The 20,085-nt window shown below is 63.1% G+C and carries 17 protein-coding genes; 11 read left to right on the top strand and 6 right to left on the bottom strand.

Annotated elements, in window-relative coordinates:
- The first annotated feature begins 134 nt into the window (after positions 1-134).
- Both CXQ81_RS01115 and CXQ81_RS01110 read left to right on the top strand, forming a co-directional pair.
- Positions 135-1,628: an aldehyde dehydrogenase gene (locus tag CXQ81_RS01115; RefSeq protein WP_101336270.1), complete on the top strand. Its 1,494-nt coding sequence runs from the start codon at positions 135-137 to the stop codon at positions 1,626-1,628.
- A gap of 142 nt (positions 1,629-1,770) precedes the next feature.
- Positions 1,771-2,919 carry an MFS transporter gene (locus CXQ81_RS01110; RefSeq protein WP_053263102.1) on the top strand — a complete coding sequence of 383 codons (1,149 nt, stop codon included), beginning with the start codon at positions 1,771-1,773 and terminating at the stop codon, positions 2,917-2,919.
- A 97-nt stretch (positions 2,920-3,016) separates the two neighbouring features.
- Here the strand turns inward: CXQ81_RS01110 and CXQ81_RS01105 are convergent, their stop codons facing one another.
- Together CXQ81_RS01105 and CXQ81_RS01100 are read right to left on the bottom strand one after the other, a co-directional pair.
- Entirely contained in the window at positions 3,017-4,585 is a 1,569-nt protein-coding gene (locus CXQ81_RS01105) for a phospholipase D family protein (RefSeq protein ID WP_101336269.1), read from the bottom strand.
- Positions 4,586-4,645: 60 nt separating this feature from the next.
- Positions 4,646-6,076 carry a PLP-dependent aminotransferase family protein gene (locus CXQ81_RS01100; protein ID WP_007921095.1) on the bottom strand — a complete coding sequence of 477 codons (1,431 nt, stop codon included), beginning with the start codon at positions 6,074-6,076 and terminating at the stop codon, positions 4,646-4,648.
- A 180-nt stretch (positions 6,077-6,256) separates the two neighbouring features.
- On the opposite strand from CXQ81_RS01100, the gene CXQ81_RS01095 reads away from it, so the two are divergent.
- The gene (locus tag CXQ81_RS01095) at positions 6,257-6,502 is read left to right on the top strand and encodes a DUF1127 domain-containing protein (protein ID WP_007921094.1); all 246 of its coding nucleotides are present in this window, start codon (positions 6,257-6,259) and stop codon (positions 6,500-6,502) included.
- Between the two features lie 126 nt (positions 6,503-6,628).
- Here the strand turns inward: CXQ81_RS01095 and CXQ81_RS01090 are convergent, their stop codons facing one another.
- Positions 6,629-7,942 carry an FAD-binding oxidoreductase gene (locus CXQ81_RS01090; protein WP_101336268.1) on the bottom strand — a complete coding sequence of 438 codons (1,314 nt, stop codon included), beginning with the start codon at positions 7,940-7,942 and terminating at the stop codon, positions 6,629-6,631.
- Between the two features lie 148 nt (positions 7,943-8,090).
- Between CXQ81_RS01090 and CXQ81_RS01085 the strand changes: the two genes are divergently transcribed.
- Positions 8,091-8,444, top strand: coding sequence for a YkgJ family cysteine cluster protein (locus CXQ81_RS01085; RefSeq protein ID WP_007932445.1), 354 nt, complete (start codon positions 8,091-8,093; stop codon positions 8,442-8,444).
- Between the two features lie 124 nt (positions 8,445-8,568).
- Here the strand turns inward: CXQ81_RS01085 and CXQ81_RS01080 are convergent, their stop codons facing one another.
- Positions 8,569-9,057: an Lrp/AsnC ligand binding domain-containing protein gene (locus CXQ81_RS01080; protein WP_007932443.1), complete on the bottom strand. Its 489-nt coding sequence runs from the start codon at positions 9,055-9,057 to the stop codon at positions 8,569-8,571.
- Positions 9,058-9,213: 156 nt separating this feature from the next.
- Here CXQ81_RS01080 and dadA point away from each other — a divergent pair, with 156 nt between their 5' ends.
- From dadA to CXQ81_RS01050, 6 genes are all read left to right on the top strand, one after another.
- A complete protein-coding gene (dadA, locus tag CXQ81_RS01075) occupies positions 9,214-10,515 on the top strand; it encodes a D-amino acid dehydrogenase (RefSeq protein ID WP_053263273.1) in 1,302 nt (433 codons plus the stop codon).
- Entirely contained in the window at positions 10,487-10,840 is a 354-nt protein-coding gene (locus CXQ81_RS01070; RefSeq protein WP_009046176.1) for a RidA family protein, read from the top strand. Before dadA ends, CXQ81_RS01070 begins: the two co-directional genes overlap by 29 nt.
- 95 nt (positions 10,841-10,935) lie before the next feature.
- Entirely contained in the window at positions 10,936-12,012 is a 1,077-nt protein-coding gene (gene alr / locus CXQ81_RS01065; RefSeq protein WP_009046175.1) for an alanine racemase, read from the top strand.
- A 128-nt stretch (positions 12,013-12,140) separates the two neighbouring features.
- A complete protein-coding gene (locus CXQ81_RS01060) occupies positions 12,141-12,689 on the top strand; it encodes a cupin domain-containing protein (RefSeq protein WP_007932420.1) in 549 nt (182 codons plus the stop codon).
- A 183-nt stretch (positions 12,690-12,872) separates the two neighbouring features.
- Positions 12,873-13,286 (top strand): cytochrome c5 family protein, encoded by a 414-nt coding sequence (locus CXQ81_RS01055; RefSeq protein ID WP_009046174.1) that lies wholly within the window; start codon positions 12,873-12,875, stop codon positions 13,284-13,286.
- 135 nt (positions 13,287-13,421) lie between these two features.
- Entirely contained in the window at positions 13,422-15,347 is a 1,926-nt protein-coding gene (locus CXQ81_RS01050) for an acetyl-CoA hydrolase/transferase C-terminal domain-containing protein (protein WP_101336267.1), read from the top strand.
- Positions 15,348-15,460: 113 nt separating this feature from the next.
- Here CXQ81_RS01050 and CXQ81_RS01045 read toward each other — a convergent pair whose 3' ends face one another.
- A complete protein-coding gene (locus CXQ81_RS01045) occupies positions 15,461-16,030 on the bottom strand; it encodes a xanthine phosphoribosyltransferase (protein WP_007932417.1) in 570 nt (189 codons plus the stop codon).
- Between the two features lie 102 nt (positions 16,031-16,132).
- Complete coding sequence (gene rep / locus CXQ81_RS01040; RefSeq protein ID WP_007932416.1) at positions 16,133-18,142, bottom strand: DNA helicase Rep; 2,010 nt, start codon at positions 18,140-18,142, stop codon at positions 16,133-16,135.
- A gap of 266 nt (positions 18,143-18,408) precedes the next feature.
- On the opposite strand from rep, the gene CXQ81_RS01035 reads away from it, so the two are divergent.
- Positions 18,409-20,082: a bifunctional diguanylate cyclase/phosphodiesterase gene (locus CXQ81_RS01035; RefSeq protein WP_007932415.1), complete on the top strand. Its 1,674-nt coding sequence runs from the start codon at positions 18,409-18,411 to the stop codon at positions 20,080-20,082.
- The last annotated feature ends 3 nt before the right edge of the window (positions 20,083-20,085 follow it).

The following is a 20,085-nucleotide window of genomic DNA, read 5'->3' as shown; positions in this document are numbered from 1 at the left end:
TATATTGAAACTTCGGGTGCCGCTGGTTTAGGGTGGCGAATGCCATGGGCCGAAGCAGGCTGGCCGGGCAGAATTCCTGAAGGTGCCGGCATCGATCGCGTGGCGCCTGTATCCAACAAGAGGAGGACACTCGCATGACCACCCTGACTCGAGCCGATTGGGAGCAACGCGCCCGCGAGCTGAAAATCGAAGGCCGCGCCTACATCAATGGCGAATACACCGCCGCCGTTTCCAACGAAACCTTCGAATGCATCAGCCCGGTCGATGGCCGTCTGCTGGCCAGTATTGCCAGCTGTGACGCCGCCGACGCACAACGTGCCGTGGAAAACGCCCGCGCCACTTTCAATTCCGGTGTCTGGTCGCGCCTGGCGCCGGCCAAGCGCAAGGCCGCCATGATTCGTTTTGCCGGCCTGCTGAAGAAGCATGCCGAAGAACTGGCCCTGCTCGAAACCCTGGACATGGGCAAGCCGATCAGCGACTCGCTGAGTATCGACGTTCCCGGCGCGGCGCAAGCGCTGAGCTGGAGCGGCGAAGCCATCGACAAGATCTACGACGAAGTCGCCGCCACGCCCCACGACCAACTGGGCCTGGTGACTCGCGAGCCGGTGGGCGTGGTCGGCGCCATCGTGCCGTGGAACTTCCCGTTGATGATGGCCTGCTGGAAGCTCGGGCCGGCGCTGTCCACCGGTAACTCGGTGATCCTCAAGCCGTCGGAAAAATCGCCGCTGACCGCTATCCGCATCGCCGCGCTGGCTGTCGAGGCCGGGATCCCGGCCGGCGTGCTCAACGTGCTGCCAGGTTATGGCCACACCGTGGGTAAGGCCCTGGCCCTGCACATGGATGTCGATACCCTGGTGTTCACCGGTTCGACCAAGATCGCCAAGCAACTGATGGTCTACTCCGGCGAGTCGAACATGAAACGCGTCTGGCTGGAGGCGGGCGGCAAGAGCCCGAACATTGTGTTCGCCGATGCCCCGGACCTGCAGGCCGCGGCCGAATCCGCGGCCAGCGCCATTGCCTTCAACCAGGGCGAAGTCTGCACCGCCGGTTCGCGCCTGCTGGTGGAGCGTTCGATCAAGGATAAATTCCTGCCGCTGGTGATCGAGGCCCTCAAGGCCTGGAAACCGGGCAACCCGCTGGACCCGGCCACCAACGTCGGCGCGCTGGTGGATACCCAGCAGATGAACACCGTGCTGTCGTACATCGAGTCCGGTCATGCCGACGGCGCCAAGCTGGTGGTGGGCGGCAAGCGCACCCTGCAGGAAACCGGCGGGACCTACGTTGAGCCGACCATCTTCGACGGTGTCAGCAACGCAATGAAGATCGCCCAGGAAGAGATCTTCGGCCCGGTGCTCTCGGTCATCGCCTTCGACACCGTGGAAGAAGCCATCCAGATTGCCAACGACACGCCTTATGGCCTGGCCGCGGCGGTATGGACGGCCAATATCTCCAAGGCTCACCTGACCGCCAAGGCTCTGCGGGCCGGCAGTGTCTGGGTCAACCAGTATGACGGCGGCGACATGACCGCGCCCTTCGGCGGCTTCAAGCAGTCGGGCAACGGTCGTGACAAGTCGTTGCACGCGTTCGACAAGTACACCGAACTGAAGGCGACCTGGATCAAGCTGTAATTCAAGGGGCGCGGATATCGGGCGTCTGAACAGACGCCACCCCGCGCACCCTTACCCGATCCATATCGCAGCCGGACTTTCCGCAGGGGAGGTCCGGCTGCGTTGTCTCTGTATTAAAAAAACCATCCACAGGAGCGTGGAAATGCGCTGGGCAACTTATTTCGCCGTTTTGGCGGCTGTCCTGAGTGTGGGGCTGGCCTTGGGCGTGAGCATGCCGCTGGTGTCGTTCCGCCTGGAGAGCTGGGGATATGGGCCCTTTGCAATCGGCGTGATGGCCTCGATGCCGGCGATTGGCGTCTTGCTCGGGGCGAAGGTGTCCAGCCGCCTGGCGGCACGCTTCGGCACGGCGGGGCTGATGCGCCTGTGCCTGTGGGGCGGGGCGATCTCCATTGGCCTGCTGGCGCTGTTGCCGAGTTATCCCTTATGGCTGGTGCTGCGGCTGATGATCGGCGTGGTGCTGACCATCGTCTTCATCCTCGGCGAAAGCTGGATCAACCAGTTGGTGGTGGAGCAGTGGCGCGGTCGCCTGGTGGCGCTGTATGGCAGTAGCTATGCCTTGAGCCAATTGGCTGGCCCGCTGCTGCTGGGCGCCTTGGGCACCGAGCATGACTACGGTTTCTGGGTGGGCGTCGTGCTGCTGGTGGTGTCGCCTCTGTTGCTGATGGGCCGCAGCGGCGCGCCGAGCAGCGAGTCTTGCAGCGTGACCTTCGGTGATCTGTGGCGCTTCTGTCGTGGCCTGCCGGCCATTGGCTGGGCGGTGGCGCTGTTCGCCGCGTTCGAGGCGATGATCCTGACCCTGTTGCCGGTCTATTGCCTGCGCCAGGGGTTTACCGAGGACATTGCCCTGGCGATGGTCAGCACCGTTGTAGTGGGCGATGCCTTGTTGCAACTGCCCATCGGTGCCCTGGCCGATCGCGTATCGCGGCGCGCCTTGTTTGCCGGCTGCGCGGTGATCCTGCTGCTGTCGAGCCTGGCCATTCCATTGCTGCTCGACACCCTGCTGATCTGGCCGCTGTGGGTGCTGTTCGGCGCCAGCGCCGGGGGCCTGTTCACCTTGTCGCTGATTCTGATCGGCGAGCGCTACCGCGACGATGCGCTGGTGCGTGCCAATGCCCACGTCGCCCAGCTGTGGGGCATCGGCTGCCTGATCGGGCCGCTGGTGGCGGGGGCGGGCAGCCAGTGGGTCAGCGGGCATGCCTTGCTGTTGCTGATGGCGGCCGGGGCCCTGGGGCTGATTGTGCTGTTGTTGCGCGAAGGCGCGTTTGGCGCGGCCCAGCCACAAACCCTGTAGGAGTGAGGCTTGCCCGCGATAAGGGGCTGACAGTCAACATCTTGATTGAATGTAGTTCCGCTATCGCGGGCAAGCCTCGCTCCTGCAAGGGCTGGGCTCAGAGCATCCGTTCGAGGCCGATGGTATTGCTCATCCAGGCATTGAAGCGCCGCCACCAGCTGCCAGGCTCGCGGGTCAGAGTGTGCAGTTGCTGGTTGTCTTCGGTGACCCAGACCAGCTTGCCGTTCTGCAGCTTCGCCTCGTAGCTCAGGGCCGGCGCCATGCCTTGCAGCGCCAGGCCGCGAACGCGCTCGGCCAGCTCGGGGCTGTCCACCAGCACCCCGACTTCGGTGTTCCACAGCACCGAGCGCGGGTCGAAATTGAAGGAGCCGATAAAGGACTTCTGGCGGTCGAAAATCATCGCCTTGCTGTGCAGGCTGGAGTCCGAGCCAGGATACGACGCGCTATGGAACAGATGAGGGCCGCTGCCGCCGCCGTTACCGGGTTGGCGTCTCAGTTCATAGAGTTTCACGCCGTGTTGCAGCAGCGCCTTGCGATACGGCGCGTAGCCGCCGTGGACCGCCGGCACGTCGGTGGCTTCCAGGGAGTTGGTCAGCAGGCTCACCGCAACCCCGGCGTCGGCACGTCCGGTGAGGTAGACCAGGCCTGGCTGGCCGGGGACGAAATAGGCCGAAACCATCATCAACTCTTTACTGACGCTCTGTAGCTCCGGCGCCAGCTGGGTGGTCAACAGCAGGTGCGGGTCGGGCTCGCCGTTGGACAGGACCTTGCTCGGGGCATCCCACAGCGCCTGGTTCCAGGCCCAGATCAGTTCTTTGCGCCAGACGTCCATGCGTGGCTGGGTCCGATAGGCCTTGAGTTCCTGGAACAGGGCATGCTCCTGCTGCTGGGCGTCGTCCAGCGATTGCTGCAGGCGCAGCCGGGTGTTGGCCAGTTCCTTGGCCGATGGCAGGCGCGACAGAAACTCGCCGATGGGTTTGCTCAGGGCGCTGTTCCAGTACTGGTCGAAGCTGTGCCCGAGCTGTTCGGCCACCGGGCCGAAACCGAGGATGTCGATGTCGGTGAAGTTCAGGTTGGGTTCGGCGTCGAAGTACTCGTCCCCCAGGTTGCGCCCGCCAACGATGGCCGCGCTGTTGTCCGCCAGCCACAGCTTGTTGTGCATGCGTCGATGTTGCAGCGACAGGTTGAACAGACGACCCATGGTACGGGTCACGCCAGTGCTGCGCCCCAGGTGCAGGGGGTTGAACAGGCGGATCTGTATCCGCGGATGGGCGGCGAGGGTGGCCATGATCTGGTCCAGGCCGTCGCTGGTGGTGTCGTCCAGCAGAATGCGGATGCGCACGCCGCGGTCGGCGGCCTTGAGCAGTTCGTCCACCAGCATCCGGGTGCTGATGCCGTCATGGACGATGTAGTACTGCAGGTCGAGGCTGCTTTGGGCGTTGCGGATCAGCTCGGCGCGGGCCATGAAGGCTTCGCTGCTGTCGGACAGCAGGCGAAAGCCCGAGCGTCCCTGATAGGGGGCGGCCTGGGCCTGGATCGAGCGACCGAAGGCCGAGTCGGTGGCCGGCAGTGCCTGGCTGGGCTCGTGAGGCACATCGAGGCTGACGCAGCCGCTCAGGCACAGCGCGATCAGCATAAGGAAGGCCAGGGCCTGTCTGGATCTCAAGTCAGCTCATCTCGAATCGCTGCGATGGTCTAGCTGTGACGCCGGTTTCACAGGAAAAGGTCAGTCCGTTGCGCAATCTTCAGCCAGCAGCTTGATGGCGGCTGCGCCGACTTTGCGCACGGCTTCCTCGATCTGTGCCGTTGGCTTGGCAGCGTAGTTCATCCGCAGGCAGTTGCGGTACTTGCCCGAGGCCGAAAAGATGCTGCCCACGGCAATCTGCACGCCCTGGCCGAGCAGCGCGCGGTTCAGGCGCAGGGTATCGAAACCTTCCGGCAGTTCGACCCACAGCATGAACCCGCCTTGCGGCCGGCTGGCGCGGGTACCCGTGGGGAAATAGCGGCTGACCCAGTCGATCATCAGGTCGCGATTGCGCTGGTACTGGGTGCGCATGCGCCGCAGGTGCGGCTCGAAATTGCCGCTCTTGAGGAACTCGGCGATGGCGATCTGCGGCTGCGGCGCGGTGGAGCCGGTGCTGATGTATTTCATGTGCAGCACTCGTTCCAGATAGCGCCCGGGGGCGACCCAGCCGATGCGCAGGCCCGGCGCCAGGGTCTTGGAGAAGGAGCTGCACAGCAGCACCCGGCCATCGTCGTCGAACGACTTGATGGTCCGCGGGCGCGGGTAGGTGTAGGACAGCTCGCCATACACATCGTCTTCGATGATCGCCACATCGAAGCGCTGGGCCAGGGTCAGCAGGGCCCGCTTGCGCGACTCCGGCATGATATAGCCCAGCGGGTTGTTGCAGTTGGGGGTCAACTGTATGGCCTTGATCGGCCATTGCTCCAGGGCCAGTTCCAGGGCGTCGAGGCTGATGCCGGTGAGTGGGTCGGTGGGGATTTCCAGGGCCTTCATGCCCAGGCCCTTGAGGGTCTGCATGGCGCCGTGGAAGCTCGGCGAGTCGACGGCGACGATATCCCCGGGCTCGCAGGTGGCACGGATGCTGGTGGACAAGGCTTCATGGCAGCCGGTGGTGATCACCAGGTCGTTGGCGCCGAGCTGGCAGCCGGAATCGAGCATCAGCCGCGCCAGCTGTTCACGCAGTTCGTGCACGCCGTAGATGGTGTCGTAATACAGACCGGGCATGTCCTGGCGCCGGCTGATGCGGGCGAGCCCGCGCAGCAGGGGCTTGAGGGTCGGGCTAGTGACGTCGGGCATGCCGCGGCCCAGCTGGACGATGTCCTTGCGCGGCACGCTGCGGATCAGTTCCAGCACCTGGTCCCACTGCGAAATCTCCACCGGCCGCTGCGCCGGGCGACCCACTGCGGGCAGTGCCGGCAGCTCGCGGCTGACCGGCACGAAGTAGCCGGACTTGGGCTTGGGCGTCGCCAGGCCGCTGTCTTCCAGCACCCGATAAGCCTGCTGCACGGTACTCAGGCTGACCCCGTGTTCGACACTCAAGGCCCGTACCGAGGGCAGTCGGTCGCCGGGGCGATAGAAGCCTTGTTCGATACGTGTGCCCAGCAGTTCGGCGAGATTGACATACAGGGTCATGGCGCAGCCTCGGGGTGATTGAATCGGGTAACCAGTACAGATGGCGCAAAATTACAGGATTCAGCCCGGATAGGGGAAATTCTGTATGGAGATAATAGCGGTACTTTGAATCTGTAATGGTTTTTGGCTCCCGTGCATGATGTCTGCTCATAGCGACCCAAGTAAACAGGAGCAGCAAAAATGAACGGCTTGAGCGATGTGCGTCTGTCGTTACACAGTCAGGAACTGGCGGCTGGGCAGGAGCGGGCAGCAGGGGCGACGTCCGTCCACAATGCGCCGTCCGGCCTCGGTCTCTGGGGCCTGTACTGGCATCGACTGCGTACACGCAAGGCACTGCTTGAGCTGACCACCGAACAGTTGCGCGATATCGGCCTGAGTCGCGAACAGGCGCGGCAGGAAGGGCTCAAGCCGTTCTGGCGGCTTTGAAAGCCCTCGCGATCGGTAGCCGCTGGCGCAGCCTGCGATCGGTTGCGCAGCGACCGCAAAAGGCCGCATCCGATTTCCCCGGATGCGGCCTTTTTCATACCTGTCGTGTGGCGGCTATAGATGCCTTCAGACCAGTTCTTTCAACCGATGCCAGAGCATCCCCAGCGCCAGCAGCGGCGAACGCAGGTGCTTGCCGCCCGGGAAAGTGATGTGCGGGACCTGGGCGAACAGATCGAAACCACCGCCCTGCTGGCCGCTGATGGCTTCGGCCAGCAACTTGCCGGCCAGGTGCGTGGCATTCACGCCGTGGCCCGAGTAGGCCTGGGCGTAATACACATTGGGCTGGTCTTTTAGACGGCCGATCTGTGGCAGGCGGTTGGCGCCGATGCCGATCATGCCGCCCCATTGATAGTCGATCTTCACCGCTGCCAGTTGCGGGAACACCTGCAGCATTTTCGGCCGCATGTAAGCGGCAATATCCCGCGGGTCGCGGCCGGAATAGTGGCAGGCGCCGCCGAACAGCAAGCGCCGGTCGGCCGAAAGGCGGTAATAGTCCAGGGCCACCCGCTGGTCGCAGACCGCCATGTTCTGCGGCAACAGGGCGTGGGCCAGCTCTTCGCTCAAGGGTTCGGTGGCGATGATGTAACTGCCGGCGGGCAGCACCTTGCCACCCAGTTGCGGGTTGAGATCGTTGAGGTAGGCGTTGCAGCCCAGCACCAGAGTGCTGGCGCGCACTGAGCCCTGGGCGGTATGGACTTTGACCTGCGGCCCGTAATCGATGCGGGTCACGGCCGAGTGTTCGAACAGGCGCACGCCCAGTTGCTGCGCGACCGCGGCTTCGCCCAGGGCCAGGTTCAGCGGGTGCAGGTGCCCCGAGCCCATGTCGATCAGGCCGCCGACGTAACGGTCGGAACCCACCACGCTGTGCATCTCATGGGCTTGCAGCAGGCGGGTTGCATGGCGATAGCCCAGGTCGCGCAACTCCTGGGCATCTTCGGCGAAACCTTCGAGGTCGCGCGGTTTATTGGCCAGGTCGCAATAACCCCAGGTCAGGTCGCAAGGGATCTGGAAGCGTTCGATACGCTGGCGGACGATTTCTACTGCTTCCAGGCCCATCAGTTTCATCTGGCGTACGCCGTCTTCGCCGATTATTGAGGCGAACTGCTCGAGGCCGTGACCCACTCCGCGAATCAGTTGCCCACCGTTGCGCCCGCTGGCGCCCCAGCCGATCTTGCGCGCTTCCAGCAGAATGACGCTGAGCCCGCGCTCGGCCAGCTCGATCGCGGTGTTGAGCCCGGAGAAGCCGCCGCCGACCACGCATACGTCCGCCTGATGCTCGCCGGCCAGCGCCGGATAATCGGGCTGGGGCAGGCTGCTGGCGGCGTAGTAGGAGGCGGGGTGCGAATGGCCTGGCCCCGACGGCTGAACACGGGTGTTCATGTGGATCATCCTGATTCGTGTGTTTGGAAAATTTGACGGAGCATAAGCCGGACCTTTCCGGCGCGGCAACATTGGTCGGCCAGTGCTGTCTGCTACAAGGCTTTTAGGGCAAAATCGCGGCCTCTCCAGACTCCCGGTAAACGCTTCGATGAGCTGCAACAGCCAGAAAATCCGCACGCTCCGACAGCAGATCCCCTCGTTCGAGTGCGTGCCCGGCTGTCACGACTGCTGTGGTCCGGTCACCACTTCGACCGAAGAGATGTCGCGCCTGCCGCGCAAGACCCGGGCCGAGCAGGACGCGGCGATGGAAGAGCTGAATTGTGTGCACCTGGGGCCCAATGGCTGCACGGTGTATGACGAGCGGCCGCTGATCTGTCGCCTGTTCGGCACCACGCCGAGCCTGCCATGCCCCAATGGCCGGCGCCCGGTGGAGCTGATCCACCCGCGGGTGGAGAAGCAGATCCATGAATACATGGCGAGCACCCGGCAGGTGTTGGTCTGACCCAAAGCAATCGCGGGCAAGCCTCGCTCCTACAGGTTGCACCGGTCCCGTAGGAGCGGCCGGTCCACGCTCGATTGCCCGCGATAGCGATTACCCTGACAACACTGGTCTCGGCTCGTTGCAATCAATCCGGAATCGGCAGGCTCAGGCTCTCTTTCACCTCTTCCATCACGATATAGCTCTTGGATTCGCGCACGTGGGGCAGCTTGAGCAGGATGTCGCCCAGCAGTTTGCGGTACGAGGCCATTTCGGAAATCCGCGCCTTCACCAGATAGTCGAAGTCCCCCGACACCAGGTGGCATTCCAGTACGTGCGGCAGTTTCAGCACGGCGCGGCGGAACTCCTCGAAGGTGTCGCCGGACTTGTAGTCCAGGCTGATTTCGACGAACACCAGCAGGCTACCCTTGAGGTGCTGCGGGTTGAGCCGGGCGTTGTAGCCCATGATGATGCCTTCGCGCTCCAGGCGGCGGACCCGCTCGGTGCACGGCGTGGTCGATAGCCCGACCTTTTCCCCCAGCTCGGTAAAGGAGATGCGCCCATCGGCCTGCAGGATGCGCAGGATATTGCGATCTATCTTGTCCAGCTCACGCTTTGTCTGATGGTTGGTACGCATAGGGGATGCGCCTCCGTGAAAAGGGTTTTTGCCGAGAATTCTCGCCAAATATAGGTGTTTATATAGTGAAAAGCACTGGTCATTGCTTTTTATACTGCGCGCATCTTCGCTCTGAATAACAAACGTCAGCGGTTATCCGCGATGAGGGATATGAAAATGCGCGTTCTGGTCTTGGGTAGCGGCGTGATCGGTACCACCAGTGCCTACTATCTGGCCCGTGCCGGTTTCGAAGTGACCGTTGTCGACCGCCAACCGGCCGTTGCCATGGAAACCAGCTTCGCCAACGCCGGCCAGGTTTCGCCGGGTTATGCCTCGCCCTGGGCCGCGCCGGGCGTACCGCTCAAGGCCATCAAGTGGCTGCTGCAGCGCCACGCGCCGCTGGCGATCAAGGCCACCGCCGACATCGATCAATACCTGTGGATGGCGCAGATGCTGCGCAACTGCACCGCTGCCCGCTACGCGGTGAACAAGGAGCGCATGGTCCGCCTGTCCGAGTACAGCCGCGACTGCCTCGACGAACTGCGCGCGGAAACCGGCATTGCCTATGAAGGCCGCAGCCTGGGGACCACCCAGCTGTTCCGCACCCAGGCGCAACTGGATGGTGCGGCCAAGGATATCGCCGTGCTCAAGGAATCCGGCGTGCCTTTCGAGCTGCTGGACCGCGAGGGCATCGCCCGCGTCGAGCCGGCCCTGGCCAGCGTGACCGACATCCTGGCCGGCGCCCTGCGCCTGCCGAACGACCAGACTGGCGACTGCCAGATGTTCACCACGCGCCTGGCGCAAATGTGCACCAAGCTGGGTGTGGAATTCCGCTTCGACCAGGACATCCAGCGCCTGGACTTCGCCGGTGACCGCATCAACGGCGTCTGGATCGACGGCAAGCTGGAAACCGCCGACCGCTACGTGCTGGCCCTGGGCAGCTACTCGCCACAACTGCTCAAGCCACTGGGCATCAAGGCCCCGGTGTATCCGCTCAAGGGGTACTCGCTGACCGTGCCGATCACCAACCCGGCCATGGCCCCGACTTCGACCATTCTCGACGAAACCTACAAGGTGGCGATCACCCGTTTCGACAACCGTATTCGCGTTGGCGGCATGGCGGAAATCGCCGGTTTTGACCTCTCGCTCAACCCGCGTCGGCGCGAAACGCTGGAGATGATCGTCAACGATCTTTATCCTCAGGGCGGTGATCTGTCCCAGGCCAGTTTCTGGACCGGCCTGCGTCCCACCACCCCGGACGGCACGCCGATCGTTGGCGCCACGCCCATGCGCAACCTGTTCTTGAACACCGGCCATGGCACGCTTGGCTGGACCATGGCCTGTGGTTCCGGTCGTCTGCTGGCCGATCTGATGGCGAAGAAAAAGCCGCAGATCAGCGCCGAAGGTCTCGATATTTCTCGTTACGGTAATCCTCAGGAGCCTGCAAAACATGTCAATCCAGCGCCAGCTCACCAATGAGCGCATGAGCCAGATCGTCGTCCACAGCGGTACTGTGTATCTGGCTGGGCAAGTCGGCGACGACCTGAACGCGGGGATTGAGCAGCAGACCCGTGAAACCCTCGCCAACATCGAGCGTTTGCTGGACCTGGCCGGCACCGACAAGTCGCGCCTGCTGTCGGTGACCATCTACCTGAAGGACATCGATGCGCACTTCGCCGGGATGAACAGCGTATGGGACCAGTGGCTGCCGAAAGGCGTCGCCCCGGCCCGCGCAACCGTCGAAGCCAAGCTCTGCGAACCGGAAATCCTGGTCGAGTTGTCCGTCGTGGCCGCTCTGCCTTAAGCAAGATCCCTCTCCCGGTGCTGTTAATGGATGGCTCACGCCATCCGCCAGCGCCGGTTTTTTCTTCCCACATGACCGCCTAGAAGTCTGCCGCCATGCGTCCTGCCCGTGCCCTGATCGATCTTCAAGCCCTGCGTCACAACTACCAACTGGCCCGCGAAGCCTCGCCGGGCGCCCGTGCGCTCGCGGTGATCAAGGCCGATGCCTATGGCCATGGCGCGGTGCGCTGTGCCCAGGCACTGGAAGCCGAGGCCGACGGCTTTGCCGTGGCCTGTATTGAAGAAGCCCTGGAGCTGCGTGCGGCGGGGATTCGCGCGCCGATATTGCTGCTTGAAGGTTTTTTCGAGGCCGATGAGCTGGACCTGATCGTCGAACATGATTTCTGGTGCGTGGTGCATTCGCTGTGGCAGCTGGAGGCCATCGAGCAGGCCACCGTCGCCAAGCCGCTGACGGTATGGCTCAAGCTGGATTCGGGCATGCACCGCGTCGGCCTGCATCCCAAGGATTACCAGCCGGCCTATCAGCGGCTGCTGGCCAGCGGCAAGGTGGCGAAGATCGTATTGATGAGCCATTTCGCCCGCGCCGACGAGCTCAGTTGCAGCAGCAGCGACGAGCAGGTCGCGGTGTTCGAGGCGGCGCGCCAGGGCTTGTCCGCCGAGATCAGCCTGCGCAACTCGCCGGCCGTGCTCGGCTGGCCGCACATCCCCAGCGACTGGGTGCGCCCCGGCATCATGCTGTATGGCTCGACCCCGTTCGAAGAGCCGCATCCATTGGCCGCGCGCCTGCAACCGGTGATGACCCTGGAGTCGAAGGTGATCTGCGTGCGTGAACTGCCGGCCGGCGAGCCGGTGGGGTACGGCGCCAAATTCGTCACACCACGGCCGATGCGGATCGGCGTGGTGGCCATGGGGTACGCCGACGGTTATCCGCGGCATGCGCCGACCGGTGCGCCAGTGCTGGTGGCGGGGCAGCGTACCCAGCTGCTCGGCCGGGTTTCCATGGACATGCTGTGCATCGACCTGACCGAGGTGCCAGAGGCCGGGCTGGGTTCTACCGTCGAGCTGTGGGGCAAGAACATCCTCGCCAGCGAGCTGGCGGCCGCGGCCGACACCATCCCTTATCAGCTGTTCTGCAACCTGCGCCGGGTGCCACGCGTCTATTCCGGGGACTGAGCGGCACAGCGCATTGCCGAAAGTCGCCTTGCCCCCTGGGATTGGGGCCCAAGTGTTGTAAATACTGAACGCTATCGCCATGATAACGCTCAACTACAACAACGCCTGATCCCTAGGAGGCTGCCGCATTGGACGTCGGTGAACGACTGCAATCCATCCGTAAACTCAAAGGCCTTTCCCAGCGTGAACTCGCCAAGCGCGCGGGCGTCACCAACAGCACCATTTCGATGATCGAGAAGAACAGCGTCAGCCCCTCGATCAGTTCGCTGAGAAAGGTTCTTGGCGGCATTCCCATGTCGATGGTCGAGTTTTTCTCGGAAGAAATCCTCCAGGAAAAACCCACCCAGATCGTCTACAAAGCCAACGAGTTGATCGATATTTCCGATGGCGCGGTGACCATGAAGCTGGTGGGCCGGGCGCATCCTAGCCGGGCGATCGCTTTTCTCAACGAGATCTATCCGCCGGGCGCCGATACCGGCGAAGAGATGCTCACCCATGAAGGCGAGGAAACCGGGATTCTCGTGGAAGGACGCCTGGAGCTGGTGGTGGGTCTTGAGACATTCGTGCTCGAAGCCGGTGACAGCTACTATTTCGAAAGCACCAAGCCGCACCGTTTCCGTAATCCTTTCGATGCACCCGCGCGACTAATCAGCGCAGCCACGCCCGCGAACTTCTAATAGAAGAGGCGTCCTGCAAGGATTGCAGCGGTGCCCGAAGCAGCATTTCGCCTCTCTCTAATCCCCCTTTGAATCTAGGGTTGTTTCGGAGTGGCGGGCTAACCGCTATACTTGCGCCCGCCCGCGAAACCGTGGCCGTGGGCGTGACTAGCCACCATTGAGGGTGTACGCGTGAACCTAATTATGAAAATGCTGGCTGCACCAGCAACCGTATTGGCCCTCTGGGCTGTCAGCGCTCAAGCTGCGACCAACGACGACATTGCCAAGCGCCTTGAGCCGGTTGGCCAGGTCTGCGTCCAGGGTCAGGAATGCAAGGGTATGGAAGTCGCTGTTGCCGCCGGTGGCGGTGGTGCGAAGACTCCAGACGAAGTGATTGCCAAGCATTGCAATGCTTGCCACGGCTCCGGCCTGTTGGGCGCGCCGAAAATCGGCGACGCCGCTGCCTGGAAAGAGCGCGCGGATCACCAGGGTGGCCTCGACGGCATCCTGGCCAAGGCCATTACCGGTATCAACGCGATGCCGCCTAAAGGCACCTGCGCCGACTGCTCCGATGAAGAGCTCAAAGGCGCCATCCAGAAGATGTCCGGTTTGAAATAAGCACGGATCTTGCGCAAAAAAGCCGCTCACGAGCGGCTTTTTTCATGCCTGCGATTCGGCCGCTACTGTTCATTGCAGCAAAGACCCGGCAAGCTCGGTCCAACCTCAAATTCATGGAAGGTTCTGGAGGATCGGATGGTGCAGTCATGTTCTATCGAGCTGGCGGTCGATGAGGTCCTAGCACGCTTGCCGGCGCATATTCACCTGGGCATGCCCCTGGGGCTGGGCAAACCCAACCGCTTCGCCAATGCCCTGTATCGTCGCATCGCGCAACTGCCCGAGCGCCAACTGACCATTTACACCGCCCTGAGCCTGGGCCGCCCGCCGCTGGGCGATGGCCTGCAACGGCGCTTCCTCGAGCCTTTCATCGAGCAGGTCTTCGGCGACTACCCCGAGCTGGACTTTCTCGCCGACCTGCACCGCAACCAGGTGCCGGCCAATATCCATATCGAACAGTTCTTCATGCAGCCCGGCAGCCTGCTCAACAGCCCGGCGGCGCAGCAGGATTATGTCTGCAGCAACTACAGCCACGCCGCGCGCGACATCAATGCCGCCGGCCTGAACCTGGTCGCGCAACTGGTGGCCCGGGACCCGCAGCAAGCCGACCGCCTGAGCCTGAGTTGCAACCCGGACATCACCCTCGACCTGTTGCCAATGATCGCCGAGCGACGTGCCGCCGGCGAAACCATCCTGCTGCTGGGCCAGGTGCATCGCGACCTGCCTTACATGCCGGGCGACGCCGAAATCGACGCCGCGACCTTCGACCTGCTGATCGACGAAGAGGAGGGCAGCACGCTGTTTTCCACGCCGAACATGCCGGTGGGGTTCCAGGATCACTTTATCGGCCTGCACGCCAGCACCCTGGTGCGCGACGGCGGCACCCTGCAGATCGGCATCGGCTCCATGGGCGATGCATTGACGGCGGCGTTGCTGGCACGCCAGGCGGACAACGACGGTTATCGGGCGCTGCTGGCGGACCTGGAGATCCAGGGCTGGAAGCCGCTGATCGAGCGCGAAGGCGGGGTGGAGCCTTTCGCCAAGGGCCTGTATGGCTGCAGCGAGATGTTCGTCAACGGCCTGCTGGCCCTGGCCGATGCCGGCATCGTACGGCGCAAGGTCTACCCTTCGGTGGCCCTGCAGCAACAGGCCAACGCCGGGACGCTGGATGAAAACCAGGCGCTGGGCGGAGTGTCGGTACATGGCGGCTTTTTCCTCGGGCCACGAAGCTTCTACCAGCGCCTCAGGGATCTGCCCAAGAGCAAGCTCGGCGAGTTCAACATGACCGCCATCAGCTACATCAACGAGCTGTACGGCCACGAAGAACTCAAGCGCCTGCAGCGCCAGAATGCGCGGTTCATCAACAGTTCGATCATGGTCACCCTGCTGGGCGCCGGGGTGGCGGATCAGTTGGAAGACGGCCGGGTGCTCAGTGGCGTCGGCGGGCAATACAACTTTGTCGCCCAGGGCCATGCGCTGCGAGGCGCGCGCTCGATCCTGATCCTGCGCAGCTGGCGCGAATCCGCGGGCCTGGTCAGTTCCAACATCGTCTGGGAATACGGCCATTGCACCATCCCGCGGCACCTGCGGGACATTGTGGTCACCGAGTACGGCATCGCCGATCTGCGCGGCAAGACCGATGTGAAGGTCATCGAAGCGCTGCTCAATATCAGCGACTCGCGTTTCCAGCCGGGCCTGATCGAACAAGCGCAGAAGGCCGGCAAGCTGCCCAGGGATTTCCGCCTCGATCCGCGTTTTACCGACAACCACCCGCAACGCCTGCTGGCGATCCAGGCGCGGCACCGGCACCTGTTCCCGGAATATCCGTTGGGCAGCGACTTCAGCGCAGAGGAGCGGGATTTGCTGCGGGCGCTGAACTGGCTGAAGAGCAAGTTCAAGCTCAGCGAGATTCTCGAATTGGGCAAGGCGGCGCTGGATGCCCCACCGCCCGAGGCGTTTCCGGCGCATCTGCAGCGGATGCAGCTGGTGAAGCCCGATGGTTGGCGCGAGGAGATCTATCAGCGTTTGTTGCTGGCGGCGCTGCGGGAGACGGCGCAGGCATGAGGTAGACGCCTGGCGGCGTCATCGCGGGCAATCGAGTGTCGACCGGCTGCTCCTACAGAAGCGGGTGGTCTCTGTAGGAGCGAGGCTTGCCCGCGATCAAGAGGCGAAGCCTCTTAGATAAAGGTCACCACGCCATCGGCCAGGGACTTGACCCGGGCCAGGGATTCCACGCGGTAGCCTTGCGCGTCCAGTTCGGCGCGGCCGCCCTGGAACGACTTCTCGATCACGATGCCCAGGCCGGCCACGGTGGCGCCCGCCTGCTTGATGATCGAGATCAGCGCCTGGGACGCCTTACCGTTGGCCAGGAAGTCATCGATGATCAGCACGCGGTCGCTGCTGGTCAGGTGGCGCGGGGAAATCGCCACGGTGCTTTCGGTCTGCTTGGTGAACGAGTACACGGTCGCCGACAGCAGGTTCTCGGTCAGGGTCAGGGACTGGTGCTTGCGCGCGAAGATCACCGGTACGCCCAGGTTCAGGCCGGTCATGATCGCCGGCGCGATGCCCGAGGCTTCGATGGTGACGATCTTGGTGATGCCCGAGTCCTTGAACAGCGTGGCGAATTCGTCGCCGATCAGCTTCATCAAGGCCGGGTCGATCTGGTGGTTCAGAAAGGCGTCGACTTTCAGGACCTGGTCGGAAAGCACGATGCCTTCTTCGCGGATTTTCTTGTGCAGTGCTTCCATGAAGCTTTCCTCTGTTGACGCCTTGTGCGCCTGAGCTCTGATAAAAGGTGTTCGGTTAAAAATGCTTGGGTTGAAAATGCTGCGGCTAAAAAGTGTTCAATTCTAGCGTTTTAACATCGCCCGTATATCCGCCAGTGCGTTGTTGCCGCGCACGGCTTTGACTTCGGTCGGGGTGTCATCGTTGCCTTCCCACGCCAGGTCGTCCGGCGGCAGTTCGTCGAGGAAGCGGCTGGGCGCGCAGTCGATGACTTCACCGTACTGCTTGCGCTTGGCGGCGAAGGTGAAGGCCAGGGTCTGGCGCGCGCGGGTGATGCCCACGTAGGCCAGGCGGCGTTCTTCCTCGATGGTGTCGGCTTCGATACTGGAACGGTGGGGGAGGATTTCCTCCTCCATGCCCATGATGAACACATAGGGGAATTCCAGGCCCTTGGAGGCATGCAGGGTCATCATCTGCACGCCTTCGGCGCCGTCTTCCTCTTCCTGCTGACGCTCCAGCATGTCGCGCAACACCAGTTTGCCGATGGCGTCTTCGACGGTCATTTCGCCGTCTTCGTCTTTTTCCAGGGTGTTCTTCAGCGCCTCGATCAGGAACCACACGTTACCCATGCGGTAGTCGGCGGCCTTGTCGCTGGAGCTGTTGGTGCGCAGCCAGTTCTCGTAGTCGATGTCCATGACCATGCTGCGCAGGGCGGAAATCGGGTCTTCGCCGGCGCACTGCTCGCGCACCTTGTCCATGAAGCGCTTGAAGCGCGCCAGGCGGTCGGTGAAGCGGCTGTCCAGGTGCTCGCCCAGGCCGATTTCGTCGGTGGCGGCGTACATCGAGATCTTGCGTTCGGTGGCGTAGTTGCCGAGTTTTTCCAGGGTGGTGGAGCCGATTTCCCGGCGCGGCACGTTGATCACCCGCAGGAAGGCGTTGTCGTCGTCCGGGTTCACGATCAGGCGGAAGTAGGCCATCAGATCCTTCACTTCCTGGCGCCCGAAGAAGCTGTTGCCGCCCGACAGGCGATAGGGGATCTGGTGATGCTGCAGCTTCAGCTCGATCAGCTTGGCCTGGTAGTTGCCGCGATAGAGGATCGCGAAATCGCTGTAGGGCCGGTCGGTGCGCAGGTGCAGGCTGAGGATTTCCATGGCCACCCGCTCGGCCTCGGCGTCCTCGTTGCGGCAGCGGATCACGCGGATCTCGTCGCCATGGCCCATCTCGCTCCACAGCTGTTTCTCGAACTCGTGGGGGTTGTTGGAGATCAGCACGTTGGCGCAGCGCAGGATGCGGCTGGTGGAGCGGTAGTTCTGCTCGAGCATCACCACCTTCAAGGACGGGTAGTCTTCCTTGAGCAGCATCAGGTTTTCCGGGCGGGCGCCGCGCCAGGCGTAGATCGACTGGTCGTCGTCGCCCACCACGGTGAACTGGTTGCGCTTGCCGATGAGCATTTTCACCAGCAGGTACTGGCTGGCGTTGGTGTCCTGGTATTCGTCCACCAGCAGGTAGCGCACCTTGTTCTGCCACTTCTCCAGGATGTCGGCGTGTTCCTCGAACAGCTTCACCGGCAGCAGGATCAGGTCATCGAAGTCCACCGCGTTGAACGCCTTGAGCGTGCGCTGGTAGTGGGTGTAGACGATGGCAGCGGTCTGTTCCTTGGGGTTGCGCGCGTTTTCCAGGGCCTGGGCCGGCAGGATCAGGTCGTTCTTCCAGGCGCCGATCATGTTCTTGATCTCGTCGACGCCGTCGTCGCCCGAGTATTCCTTTTGCATGATGTCGGTCATCAGGGCCTTGACGTCGGTCTCGTCGAAGATCGAGAAGCCCGGTTTGTAGCCCAGCCGCACATGCTCCTTGCGGATGATGTTCAGCCCCAGGTTGTGGAAGGTCGACACGGTCAGGCCGCGGCCCTCGCCACTGCGCAGCAGGGTGCCGACCCGTTCCTTCATCTCCCGCGCGGCCTTGTTGGTGAAGGTCATGGCGACGATGTACTGCGCGCGAATGCCGCAGTTCTGGATCAGGTGGGCGATCTTGCGCGTGATTACACTGGTCTTGCCGGAGCCAGCACCGGCGAGCACCAAAAGAGGGCCGCCGACGTAGTTCACGGCTTCTTGCTGCCGGGGATTGAGTCGGGACATGACGAAAAAAGGGGTCTGTAGCGAAATGGGCGGGCATTTTAACAGGCTGGACGGATTCTGCTGCTCTCTCCGACTTGTGACGCAGCACGCTATCTAAATTTGCCGGTTTTGATACTTTCCCTCAGGATGCGCGCTGAATATGCGTCTAATGTTCGAGTTAGAGCGGTACAAGAAATTGCGTTTGATAATCAATATCATTTGTCATTGTTTATCTACGCGTCATAATGCCCGCCGCCAACTTCTATTACAGAGTCTAGGGAGCTAGCTTGTCCAAGCCTGTCGAACCCTTGCGCTTGCTGCTGCTGGCCGAAGAGCCGGCGTGGGCAGCGTTGTTGCGTGAGTGTCTCGCTCCGTTGGGAGACTCGGTGGTGCTGATCAGTGCGCCGACCTGGGAATCTGTCAGCCGTCTGTTCGATGAAGACCGCTCCGCGATTCTGTTAACCGTTCCCCAACTGCAACCGGCTCCCGGTCGTTGCAGCCTGCCCACGGTATTGCTGCTGGAACAGGAGCCGCTGAACACGCCCGCCGGCGCCAGCGACTGGCTGGTGAATAAAAACCTCACTGCCGATACGGTGCGCCGTTGTCTGCGCCATGTGCGCGAGCGCGGGGTGCTGGAAAACACCCTGTTGCGCCTGGCCGAGCAGGACCCGCTGACCGGCATCGCCAACCGCCAGGGCTTCCAGACCCTGCTGGCGGCGCGCCTGGCGGAAAACGAAGGACGCGGGCTGGCGCTGGGGCACCTGGACCTGGACAACTTCCGCCATGCCAACGATGCGCTGGGCCACCAGGCCGGCGACCGGTTGATCCTGCAAGTGGTCTCGCGGCTCAAGAGCCAGCTTGAGGCCGGCGACCAGCTGGCGCGCCTGGGCAGCGACGAATTCGCCCTGCTGATCGATACCCGCCGGGCGCCGCAACGCGCCGAGTGGATGGCCGAACGCATCGCCGAAGTCATGGCCGAGCCGTACTGGATCGATGGCGAAAGCCTGCTGATCGGCTGCAGCCTGGGCATTGCCCACGCGAGGGCGAATGCCGGTGCCGACCCGCTGATGTGGCACGCGCACATCGCCATGCAGCAGGCCAAAAGTACCCAGGGCTGTACCTTTCACATCTTCAATGAACGCATCAATCGCAATGCCCGCAGCCTCGCCGACCTGGAAAGCGAACTGCGCCGGGCCTTGCGCCGTGACGAGCTGGAGTTGCACTACCAGCCGCGCCTGAACCTGCATGACGGGCAGATCGTCGGTCTGGAGGCCCTGGTGCGCTGGCGCCACGGCGAGCGCGGGCTGTTGCCGCCGAGCGAGTTCGTGCCCCTGGCCGAGCAGAGCGGCCTGATCGTGCCGCTGGGCTACTGGGTGATTTCCCGGGCGCTGCGCGACATGCAGGCCCTGCGCGAACGCGGCCTGGCGCCGCTGCACATGGCGGTCAACCTGTCGTTCCGCCAGTTCCAGGACAGCCAGCTGCTGTCGACCCTCAGCCGGCTGATTGCCGAGCGTGGTGTCGAGGCGCAATGGCTGGAATTCGAGCTGACCGAAACCGCGGTGATGCGCCGCAGCGACCTGGTCAAGCAGACCATGGACGCGCTGGGGCGGCTGGGGGTGCGGTTTTCCCTGGACGATTTCGGCACCGGGTTCTCGTCCTTCGTGCACCTCAACAGCCTGCCGATTGCCTTGTTGAAGATCGACAAGAGCTTCGTCGGCGGCATGGAGCAGCGCGAAGAGAACCGCAAGCTGGTGCACGCCATGATCAACCTGGCCCACAACCTCCATCTCGAGGTGGTGGCCGAAGGCGTGGAAACCCCCGAGCAACTGGCCTTGCTGCGCAGCTTCGGCTGCGACCAGGCGCAGGGCTACCTGATCAGCAAGCCGCTGCCGCTGACGGAACTGGTGGAGTACCTGACCTTCGGCAGGAGTCAGCAGGTCCTGGTCGGCGAGGTCATCTGACGG

It is taken from the genome of Pseudomonas sp. 09C 129 (genome assembly GCF_002843625.1).
Taxonomy (GTDB): domain Bacteria; phylum Pseudomonadota; class Gammaproteobacteria; order Pseudomonadales; family Pseudomonadaceae; genus Aquipseudomonas; species Aquipseudomonas chlororaphis.
The sequence above is the reverse complement of the archived record's forward strand: the minus strand, read 5'-3'. Positions and strand labels throughout refer to the sequence as shown.

Bases quoted from the DNA above. Each gene is read 5' to 3' on its own strand.
- CXQ81_RS01110 (WP_053263102.1), top strand. From the start codon at position 1,771: ATGCGCTGGGCAACTTATTTCGCCGTTTTGGCGGCTGTCCTGAGTGTG.
- CXQ81_RS01100 (WP_007921095.1), bottom strand. From the start codon at position 6,076: ATGACCCTGTATGTCAATCTCGCCGAACTGCTGGGCACACGTATCGAA.
- CXQ81_RS01045 (WP_007932417.1), bottom strand. From the start codon at position 16,030: ATGGAAGCACTGCACAAGAAAATCCGCGAAGAAGGCATCGTGCTTTCC.
- dadA (WP_053263273.1), top strand. From the start codon at position 9,214: ATGCGCGTTCTGGTCTTGGGTAGCGGCGTGATCGGTACCACCAGTGCC.
- CXQ81_RS01080 (WP_007932443.1), bottom strand. From the start codon at position 9,057: ATGCGTACCAACCATCAGACAAAGCGTGAGCTGGACAAGATAGATCGC.
- CXQ81_RS01095 (WP_007921094.1), top strand. From the start codon at position 6,257: ATGAACGGCTTGAGCGATGTGCGTCTGTCGTTACACAGTCAGGAACTG.
- rep (WP_007932416.1), bottom strand. From the start codon at position 18,142: ATGTCCCGACTCAATCCCCGGCAGCAAGAAGCCGTGAACTACGTCGGC.
- CXQ81_RS01070 (WP_009046176.1), top strand. From the start codon at position 10,487: ATGTCAATCCAGCGCCAGCTCACCAATGAGCGCATGAGCCAGATCGTC.
- CXQ81_RS01055 (WP_009046174.1), top strand. From the start codon at position 12,873: ATGAAAATGCTGGCTGCACCAGCAACCGTATTGGCCCTCTGGGCTGTC.
- CXQ81_RS01115 (WP_101336270.1), top strand. From the start codon at position 135: ATGACCACCCTGACTCGAGCCGATTGGGAGCAACGCGCCCGCGAGCTG.
- alr (WP_009046175.1), top strand. From the start codon at position 10,936: ATGCGTCCTGCCCGTGCCCTGATCGATCTTCAAGCCCTGCGTCACAAC.
- CXQ81_RS01085 (WP_007932445.1), top strand. From the start codon at position 8,091: ATGAGCTGCAACAGCCAGAAAATCCGCACGCTCCGACAGCAGATCCCC.
- CXQ81_RS01090 (WP_101336268.1), bottom strand. From the start codon at position 7,942: ATGAACACCCGTGTTCAGCCGTCGGGGCCAGGCCATTCGCACCCCGCC.
- CXQ81_RS01050 (WP_101336267.1), top strand. From the start codon at position 13,422: ATGGTGCAGTCATGTTCTATCGAGCTGGCGGTCGATGAGGTCCTAGCA.